Source organism: Saccharothrix coeruleofusca (assembly GCF_014648515.1).
GTDB lineage: Bacteria > Actinomycetota > Actinomycetes > Mycobacteriales > Pseudonocardiaceae > Actinosynnema > Actinosynnema coeruleofuscum.
The window spans coordinates 743,268-752,094 of sequence record NZ_BMRG01000001.1 but is presented as its reverse complement, the minus strand read 5'-3'; the positions used below and the strand labels follow the sequence as shown (position 1 = coordinate 752,094).

8 protein-coding genes are annotated in these 8,827 nt (G+C 75.0%); 4 read left to right on the top strand and 4 right to left on the bottom strand.

Annotated elements, in window-relative coordinates:
• Together tdh and IEZ00_RS03900 are read left to right on the top strand one after the other, a co-directional pair.
• Positions 1–864 (top strand): L-threonine 3-dehydrogenase (tdh, locus tag IEZ00_RS03905; protein ID WP_229794994.1); only part of this gene is annotated, 864 nt, incomplete at its 5' end.
• Complete coding sequence (locus IEZ00_RS03900) at positions 864–2,045, top strand: glycine C-acetyltransferase (RefSeq protein ID WP_189221584.1); 1,182 nt, start codon at positions 864–866, stop codon at positions 2,043–2,045. The genes tdh and IEZ00_RS03900, both read left to right, overlap by 1 nt.
• On the opposite strand, the gene IEZ00_RS03895 is transcribed toward IEZ00_RS03900, so the two are convergent.
• On the bottom strand, positions 2,020–2,406 hold the full coding sequence (locus tag IEZ00_RS03895) for a hypothetical protein (RefSeq protein WP_189221583.1): 387 nt from the start codon (positions 2,404–2,406) through the stop codon (positions 2,020–2,022). The genes IEZ00_RS03900 and IEZ00_RS03895 overlap by 26 nt on opposite strands.
• A gap of 59 nt (positions 2,407–2,465) precedes the next feature.
• Between IEZ00_RS03895 and IEZ00_RS03890 the strand changes: the two genes are divergently transcribed.
• On the top strand, positions 2,466–3,353 hold the full coding sequence (locus tag IEZ00_RS03890) for a LysR family transcriptional regulator (protein ID WP_189221582.1): 888 nt from the start codon (positions 2,466–2,468) through the stop codon (positions 3,351–3,353).
• Positions 3,354–3,559: 206 nt separating this feature from the next.
• Here the strand turns inward: IEZ00_RS03890 and ptsP are convergent, their stop codons facing one another.
• Together ptsP and IEZ00_RS03880 are read right to left on the bottom strand one after the other, a co-directional pair.
• Entirely contained in the window at positions 3,560–5,194 is a 1,635-nt protein-coding gene (gene ptsP / locus IEZ00_RS03885) for a phosphoenolpyruvate--protein phosphotransferase (protein ID WP_189221581.1), read from the bottom strand.
• A gap of 176 nt (positions 5,195–5,370) precedes the next feature.
• Positions 5,371–6,219: a ribokinase gene (locus IEZ00_RS03880; RefSeq protein ID WP_189221580.1), complete on the bottom strand. Its 849-nt coding sequence runs from the start codon at positions 6,217–6,219 to the stop codon at positions 5,371–5,373.
• A 73-nt stretch (positions 6,220–6,292) separates the two neighbouring features.
• Here IEZ00_RS03880 and IEZ00_RS03875 point away from each other — a divergent pair, with 73 nt between their 5' ends.
• Positions 6,293–8,110 carry a DUF2339 domain-containing protein gene (locus IEZ00_RS03875; RefSeq protein WP_189221579.1) on the top strand — a complete coding sequence of 606 codons (1,818 nt, stop codon included), beginning with the start codon at positions 6,293–6,295 and terminating at the stop codon, positions 8,108–8,110.
• Positions 8,111–8,305: 195 nt separating this feature from the next.
• On the opposite strand, the gene IEZ00_RS36180 is transcribed toward IEZ00_RS03875, so the two are convergent.
• Positions 8,306–8,827, bottom strand: a 522-nt coding sequence (locus IEZ00_RS36180) for an MMPL family transporter (protein WP_229794992.1), incomplete at its 5' end; no start/stop codon positions are given.

Sequence of the window (8,827 nt, the reverse complement as noted above, 5' to 3'; positions counted from 1 at the left end):
CCGCTGGTGCTGGGCCACGAGTTCGTCGGCGAGGTCGTCGAGACCGGCCCCGCCGTGACCGGCGTGCGGGTCGGCGACCTGGTCAGCGGCGAGGGCCACCTGGTCTGCGGCACGTGCCGCAACTGCAAGGCGGGCCGCCGCCACCTGTGCGCGCACACCCTGGGCCTGGGCGTGCAGCGCGACGGCGCGTTCGCCGAGTACGCGGTGCTGCCCGAGCAGAACGCCTGGGTGCACCGCACCCCGGTGGACCTGGACGTGGCCGCCATCTTCGACCCGTTCGGCAACGCCGTGCACACCGCGCTGTCCTTCCCCGTCATCGGCGAGGACGTGCTGATCACCGGCGCGGGCCCGATCGGCGTCATGGCCGCCGCGGTGGCCAAGCACGCGGGCGCGCGCAACGTGGTGATCACCGACGTCAACGAGCACCGGCTGGACCTGGCCCGCAAGGTCGGCGTCGACCTGGCGCTGGACGTCTCGGCGCGCACCGTCGCCGACGCGCAGGCCGAGCTGGGCATGACCGAGGGCTTCGACGTGGGCATGGAGATGTCCGGGCAGCCCTCCGCGCTGCGCGAGATGATCGACAACATGTCCCACGGCGGGCGCATCGCCATGCTGGGGCTGCCCGCCGTCGAGTTCCCGGTGGACTGGAGCAGCGTCGTGCTCAAGATGCTGCACATCAAGGGCGTCTACGGCCGGGAGATGTTCGAGACCTGGTACTCCATGTCGGTGCTGCTGCAACGCGGCCTCGACCTGGCGCCGGTGATCACCCACCGGTACCACTGCACCGAGTTCGAACGCGCCTTCGCCACCGCGCGCGAGGGCAAGTGCGGCAAGGTCATCCTCGACTGGACGGGAGCTGCCTGATGTACGGCGCGATGCGGGAGGACTTGCGGACCGGGCTGGCGGAGATCCGCGCGGCGGGCCTGTACAAGGCCGAGCGGGTGATCGGCAGCCCGCAGAACTCCGCGGTGCGGGTGGCCACCTCGCCGACCGAGGTGCTGAACTTCTGCGCCAACAACTACCTGGGCCTGGCCGACCACCCGGCGCTGGTCAAGGCCGCGCACGACGCGCTGGACCGGTGGGGCTTCGGCATGGCCTCGGTGCGGTTCATCTGCGGCACGCAGGAGCCGCACAAGGAGCTGGAAGCGCGGCTGTCGCGGTTCCTCGGCACCGAGGACACCATCCTCTACAGCTCGTGCTTCGACGCCAACGGCGGCCTGTTCGAGACGCTGCTCGGCGCGCAGGACGCGATCATCTCCGACGAGCTGAACCACGCCTCGATCATCGACGGCGTGCGGCTGTCCAAGGCCCGCCGGTTCCGCTACCGCAACCGGAACATGGCCGACCTGGAGCAGCAGCTCAAGGACGCCGCCGACGCCCGCTACCGGCTGATCGCCACCGACGGCGTGTTCTCCATGGACGGCTACCTCGCGCCGCTGGACGAGATCTGCGACCTCGCCGAGAAGTACGACGCGCTGGTCATGGTCGACGACTCGCACGCGGTCGGCTTCGTCGGCCCGCAGGGGCGCGGCACGCCCGAGCTGTTCGGCGTGCAGGACCGGGTCGACATCGTCACCGGCACCCTGGGCAAGGCGCTGGGCGGCGCCAGCGGCGGCTACACCTCCGGCCGGGCGGAGATCGTGGAGATGCTGCGCCAGCGGTCCCGGCCCTACCTGTTCTCCAACTCGCTGGCCCCGTCGATCACCGCCGCCGCCGTCGCGGCGCTGGACCTGCTCAGCTCCTCGGGCGAGCTGCTGACCCGGCTGCGCGAGAACACCGCGCTGTTCCGGTCCCGGATGACCGAGGCGGGCTTCGACCTGCTGCCCGGCGAGCACCCGATCATCCCGGTGATGATCGGCGACGCGGCGGAGGCGTCGCGGATGGCGGACCTGCTGCTGGAGCAGGGCGTCTACGTGATCGGGTTCTCCTACCCGGTGGTGCCGCACGGCAAGGCGCGCATCCGCACCCAGATGTCGGCGGCGCACTCCACCGACGACGTCAACCGCGCGGTGGACGCCTTCATCGCCGCGCGCGACCGGATGTGACCCCGCGCCCGTGCAGGAAGTGCACGACGAGCAGCACGACGAGCAGCGCCAGCACCGCGTAGCGCGGCCAGACCTGGCCGGTGGCCCGCTCCAGCAGGGCTGACCCGATCCCGGCCACCGCCCCGGCCGCGCACACCGCGCCGAGCGCCAGCCAGGAGCGCCGCCCGCTGATGCGCGGGCGGTGCTCGTCCACGGTGCCCAGCAGGGCCGCCACCAGCACCACCGCGAGCAGCGCGGACGAGACGGCGGTGCCGCTGACCGCCCACCCGCCCGCGCGCACGCTCGGCACCACGACGCCGAACACCACCAGCGCGAACACCCCGGCCACCGCGATCTTGACCACCCTGCCGCTGATCGTCACGCAGGGGGAATCGGTCACCCGCGACGGCGCTCAAACGCGACGCGGGCGAGGATGGACGGGTGATCGACCCCAGGCGACTGCGCGTGCTCAGCGCGCTCGCCGACCACGGCACGGTGACCGCCGCCGCCCGCGCGCTGCACCTGACCCCGTCCGCGGTGTCGCAGCAGCTCGCGGCGCTGGAGTCGGAGGCGGGCCAGGAGCTGCTGCGCCGCCGGGGCAGACGGGTCGCGCTGACCGCCGCGGGGGAGCTGCTGGTGGGGCACGCCAACGCGGTGGCCGCCGAGCTGGAGCGGGCGCAGGCGGGCCTGGCGGCGTTCGCGGGCGGCAAGACCGGGCGGGTGGAGGTGGCCAGCTTCGCGTCGGCGATCACCCAGGTCGTCGCCCCGGCGGTGGCCGCGCTGCGCACCACCGCGCCCGGCGTGGCCATTCGGGTCCGCGACGCCGAGGGCCACGCCAGCGTGCCGCTGCTGCTGGACGGCGAGATCGACCTGGCCATCACCGAGGAGCACCGGGCCGCGCCGCGCGCCGACGACCGCAGGCTGACCCGCTTCCCGCTCTACACCGAGCCCTTCGACGTGGTGCTGCCGCCGGAGCACCCGCTGGCCGGGGCGGCGGAGGTGGACCTGGGCGCGCTGGCCGACGAGGACTGGGTCGCGCCGCTGCCCGGCAACCCGGTGCGCGACGTGGTGGAGCTGGTGTGCGGGCAGGCCGGTTTCGCCCCGCGCGTGCGGCACACCTCGGACGACTTCCGGGCCATCGGCGCGCTGGTCCGGGCGGGCGCGGGCGTGGCGCTGGCCCCGCGCAACGCCCTGCCCGGCCAGCCGGTGCGCGGCCAGGCCCCGCTGCGCCGGGTGTTCGCGGCGGTGCGCCGGGGCAGCGAGGACCACCCGCTGGTCAAGCTGGTCCGCGACGAGCTGGTGCGCTGCGCGGCCCACCAGCCCACCTGACCCCCGAACGCGCGACTCGCGGTGCCCGAACGCGCGACTCGCGCAATCAGGTGACCCCGACGGCAGGTGGGTGGCCCGGTGGGCACCACGCGAGGCCGCGTCGGCCTGTCGGGATGCCTTTCGGAAAAATCACGCTCTTCGATTTTTCCGAAACGCGTCCCGATGGGCCGACTCCCAGGCGGCCTCGCCGACCCGGCGAAGCCGGGTCAATTCAACACAGCTCGGGCGGCGAGTTTGGCGGAGGCGGGGTCGGGGGCGGCCAGGGCGCCGCGGGCGGCGAGCTGGCACAGGTCGAAGCTGGTGGCGGCGAGCTTCGCGCCGACGCCCGCGAGCGCGGTGTGGTTCATCGACAGGCTGGTCACGCCCAGGCCGATGAGGACGCAGGCCAGCAGCGGGTCGGCCGCCGCCTCGCCGCACACGCCGACCGGCTTGCCCGCCGCCGTGCCCGCCTCGCCGACCTGCGCGATCAGCCGCAGCAGCGCGGGCTGCCACGGGTCGTTCAGCGCCGCGACCGCGCCGACCTGGCGGTCCGCCGCGAACGTGTACTGCGCCAGGTCGTTGGTGCCGATGGAGACGAAGTCCACCACTTCCAGGATCTCCCGAGCGGCCAGCGCGGCGGCCGGGATCTCGACCATCACCCCCGCGCGGGCGATGCCCGCCGCCCGCGCCCGCTCGGCGAACCAGGCCGCCTCGGCGGCGGTGGCCACCATCGGGGCCATCACCGACACCTCCGCGCCGCTGTCCGCCGCCGCCAGCGCGATCGCCTGGAGCTGCCGCTCCAGCACGTCCGGCCGGTCGAAGGCGACCCGCAGGCCGCGCACGCCCAGCGCCGGGTTGGGTTCCGGGTCGGGGTTGAGGAAGGGCAGCGGCTTGTCCGCGCCCGCGTCCAGGGTCCGCACCACGACGGGCTTGCCCGCGAACGGGGCCAGCACCGCCGCGTACGCCGCGCGCTGCTCGTCCACCGACGGCTCGTCGGCGGCGGACAGGAAGCAGAACTCGGTGCGGAACAACCCCACGCCCTCCGCGCCACCGGCCGCGGCGGCCACCGCGTCGGCGGGCGAGCCGACGTTGCCCAGCACCTTCACCCGCAGCCCGTCGCGCAGCACGCCGACGCCGTTCCACTCGACCTTGCCCGCCACGTGCGCGGCGCGGACCGTGCCGTCGGAGACCTCGACCACGCCGGTGTCGCCGTCCACCAGCAGCGCGTCGGCCTCGGCGGCGAGCACGCCCCGGCAGGCCACCACGGCGGGGATGCCCAGCGAGCGGGCCAGGATCGCGGTGTGCGAGGTGGGTCCGCCCTCCTCGGTGACCAGTGCCAGCACGGTGGCCGGGTCCAGGCCCGCGGTGTCGGCCGGGGCCAGGTCGCGGGCGACCAGCACGCTGGGCCCGGTCAGGTCCGGCACGCCCGGCGCGGGCACCCCCAGCAGCTCGGCGACCAGGCGGTCGCGCACGTCGCGCACGTCGCCCGCCCGCTCGGCCATGTACCCACCTGCGGCCTCCAGCGCCGCGATGAACCCGGCGGCGGCCTGGTGCACGGCACGGGCGGCGGGCAGCGACTCGTCGGTGACCAGCTTCTCGGCCTGCCCCAGCAGCGCCGGGTCGGCGGCCATGGCGGCGGTGGTCTCCAGCACGGCCTTGGCGTCGCCGCTCACCGCGGCGGCGCGCTGCCGCAGCCGCTCGGCCACGACCTCGGCGGCGGGCCGGATGCGCGCGGCCTCGGCCGGGGGATCGGCGGGCGCGGGCGTGGCCGGGGGTTCCCCCAGCGGCTCGGCGACCCGCACCACGGGGCCGGACGCCCGGCCCGAACTGACACCGACACCGCTCAGCCGCGTGCTCGACATGGTCTAGACCATACTCCTTTGGATTGCCGCGCCTCCGGCGCGGCGGGCTCGGCCGCCTGGAAGTCGGCCCATCGGCACGCCTGTCGGAAAAATCGAAGGACGTGATTTTTCCGACAGGCATGCCGACAGGCCGACGCGGCCTCGCGTGGTGGTTGGGGGGTGGTGGTGATTGGGGGTCACCGGAGGTCGGAGGGGGTGGGGTAGGACGGTTGCGCGCCGGGTTTGGTGACGGAGGTGGCGGCGACCCGGGTGGCGAAGGCGGCCGCGGCGGGCAGGGGGTCGCCTTCGGCGAGGCGGGTGGCCAGGGCGCCCGCGAAGGCGTCACCGGCCCCGGTGGTGTCCACGACCTCCACCTCCGGCGCGGGCACCTCCGTGACGCCTTCCGGTGTCACCACCGCCGCGCCGCGCGCGCCCAGGGTGACCACCGCCGACTTCGGACCGAGGTCGAGCAGGCCAGGCAGGGTGCCCGCCAGCGAGGCGGCCTCGTGCTCGTTGACCACCAGCGGGTCCAGCAGGGCCAGCACGTCCGGGGCGACCTCGGTGACCGGCGACAGGTTCAGCACCGGCCGCACCCCGCGCTCGGCGGCCGCGCGGACCGCCCCCTCCACCACGTCGACCGGCACCTCCAGCGAGCAGACCAGCACCGCGAAGGACTCCCACGGCAGCTCGGGCACCACCACGTCGGAGTTCGCCCCCGGCGCGACGACGATGGAGTTCTCCCCGTCGGGCGTCACGGTGATGTAGGCGATGCCGGTCGGCCGCGACGAGGTGCGCAGCAGCTCGGTGCGCACGCCCGCCGACTCCAGCGACGAGCGCAGCAGCTCGCCGTACTGGTCCGGCCCGACCGCGCCGAGGAACGACACCGAGCCGCCCACCCGCGCGGCGGCCACCGCGGTGTTCGCCCCCTTGCCGCCGGGCAGCACGGCGGTGTCGCCGCCGAGGACCGTCTCGCCACCGGCGGGCCTGCGCGGAACCGAGACGACGAGGTCGGCGTTGGCCGACCCGAGCACCAGAACCGAGGTCATCCTCCGCACTCTGCCGGCCGGGATGAGTAGAGGTACGGATTCGCGACCGCCTCCGCGCGGCGACCCTGGTCCCATGACCGGATCGGACCCGCTCACCAGCCTGGCCGACGAGATCGGCCGGATGTCCCGCCGCCTCGCCGCACTGGGCGAGGAGCTGCGCCGGGAAAGCGCCGCCAGGGTCGCCGCGAGCGCCGCGCCCGCGCCCGCCGAGGCCGACCAGCGCCCGGAGCCCGAGCCGCCGCGCGCGGCCGGGTGGCAACCGGCCCCCGCGCCCCCCGAGGTGCGCTGGGCCCCGCAGCGGTCCCACGACTCGCCGTGGCCGCTCCCGACGCGCACCCCGGCCCCGAGCCTGTTCGAGCGGCTGAGCCGGGACGGCGCGGGCAGCAGGCTGCTGGCCTGGGTCGGCGGCGCGATCACCACGCTCGGCGTGGTGATGCTGCTGGTCCTGGCCGTGCAGCGGGGCTACCTCGGGCCGGTGCCCAGGGTGGTCGGCGGGGCGCTGCTGGGCGTCGCGCTGATCGCGGTGGGAGTGCGGCTGCACCGCTCGCCGACCTCGCGGACCGGCGCGTTCGCCCTGGCCGCGACCGGGTTCGCGGTGCTGTACCTGGACGTCGTCGCGATCACCTCGATCTACGGCTACCTGCCGCCGGTCGGCGGCCTGGTGGCGGGTCTGCTGGTGGCGGGCGCGGGCCTGCTGCTGGCGATGCGCTGGGACTCGGCGACGTTCGCGATCGGCGTGGTGGCCGCCTGCGCGGTGTGCGCGCCGGTGCTCACCGAGGGCTTCACCCTGCTGCTGGTGGCGTTCCTGCTGGTGCTCAAGGTCGCCGCGGCCCCGGTGCACCTCAAGCGCGACTGGCCGCCGCTGGCGGTGGTGGCGGGTGTCCCGCCGCTGGTGGCGGTCCTGGCGGCGGTGCCGGGGGAGGACCTGTGGACGGTCAACGTGGTGGCGCTGGTGGCCGCCGTCGTCGGCGTGGCGGGCGCGGCGCTCACCGCCCGGTTCCGCCCGGCCGACCGGACCGCGATCGGCCTGCTGGTCGGCGCCCCGGCGCCCGCGCTGCTGGTCAGCGTGCTGCTGGACCGGCCGCAGTCGGCGGTGGTGGCCGCTGGCGCGGCGGTGCCGGTGCTGGCGGTGTGGGCGTTGGGCCGGGGCAGGCTGCCCTCGGCGTTCACCGCCGCGGCGGGCGGGGTCGGCGTGCTGGCGCTGTTCCAGGCCACGGCCACGGCGTTGGAGGGCAGCACGCGCGCGGCGGCGGTGCTGGCCGAGGCGGCGCTGCTGGCGTTCCTGGCGACCCGGCTGCGCTCGCGCGGCCCGCTGGTCGGCGCGGTGGCGCTGGGCGGGGTCGGCGGCGTGCTGGTGCTGGGCGACGCGCTGCCGCTGAACCTGCTGCTGGAGCCGTGGCGGTTCACCGCCCCCACGACCGAAGTCCTGGTGGCGGGCCTGCTCGCCGGGCTGGTGCTGCTGGTGACCGCGGTGGTGGTGGCGTGGGCGGCGACGGCGGTCGGGGTGCTGGACGACCTCGGCGACCGGCTGGTCGCCTGGATCTGCGTCGGCGTGGTCGGGCTGTACGCGGTGGCCGGGGTGGTGCTGTGCTCGACGCTGCTGGTGTCGCGGACGGTGACCGGCTTCCTCTTCGGTCACACGATCGTGACGATTTCCTGGGCGGTGGCCGCCCTGGTGCTGCTGATCCGCGGCATCGACGTGCCCGCGCTGCGGGCCTGCGGGTTGGTGCTGGTGGGAGCCGCCGTGATGAAGCTGCTGCTGTTCGACCTGGCCGCGCTGAGCGGATTCGCCCGCGTGCTGGCGTTCCTCGGGGCCGGCCTGGTACTACTCACGGCGGGCACCCGTTACGCCAAGCTGGTGGCAACGCGACGAATTTCAGCGAATTCGTAGCAGTCCGGAGCGAAAACGGCCCCCTCTGCGCCACCCTTGGTGTTAAGTCTCAGTAGGTCGGGGCAGGGCCACCGGTGCTGAGCACCGGCTGGAGTCCGGCGTCGGTCGTTTCGCCCCCCGAGCGACCGGCGCCGGGCGCACCGCTGCCTGCCGCCCGCTCCGCCGTCGCGGGCGGCAGAACAGCACCGAGCGCGGTCAGCCCACCGTCGCGGGCGCGCGCTCGTCCTCCACGGACTCGCCTTCGTGGATCGCCACCCGCTGCTGGATGCGGCGCAGCGGGCCGGGCGCCCACCAGGCCGCGCCGTCGAGCAGCTTGAGCACCGCGGGCACCAGCAGCATCCGCACCACCGTGGCGTCCAGCGCCAGCGCCAGGATCATGCCGACGCCGACGAACCGCATCATGGTGATCTGCGAGAACGCGAACGCGCCGGTCACCACGATCAGCAGCAGCGCGGCGGCGGTGATCACCCGGCCGGTCTTGGCAAGGCCGATGCTCACCGCCTCCTCGGTGGACGCGCCGCGACCGCGCGCCTCGACCATGCGGGAGAGCAGGAAGACCTCGTAGTCGGTGGACAGGCCGAACACCACGGCCGCCATCAGCACCACGATGCCGGACTCCAGCGGCGCGGGCGTCACGCCCAGCAGCGACGCGCCGTGGCCCTCCTGGAACACCCACACCAGCACGCCGAAGGTGGCGGACAGGCTCAGCGCGCTCAT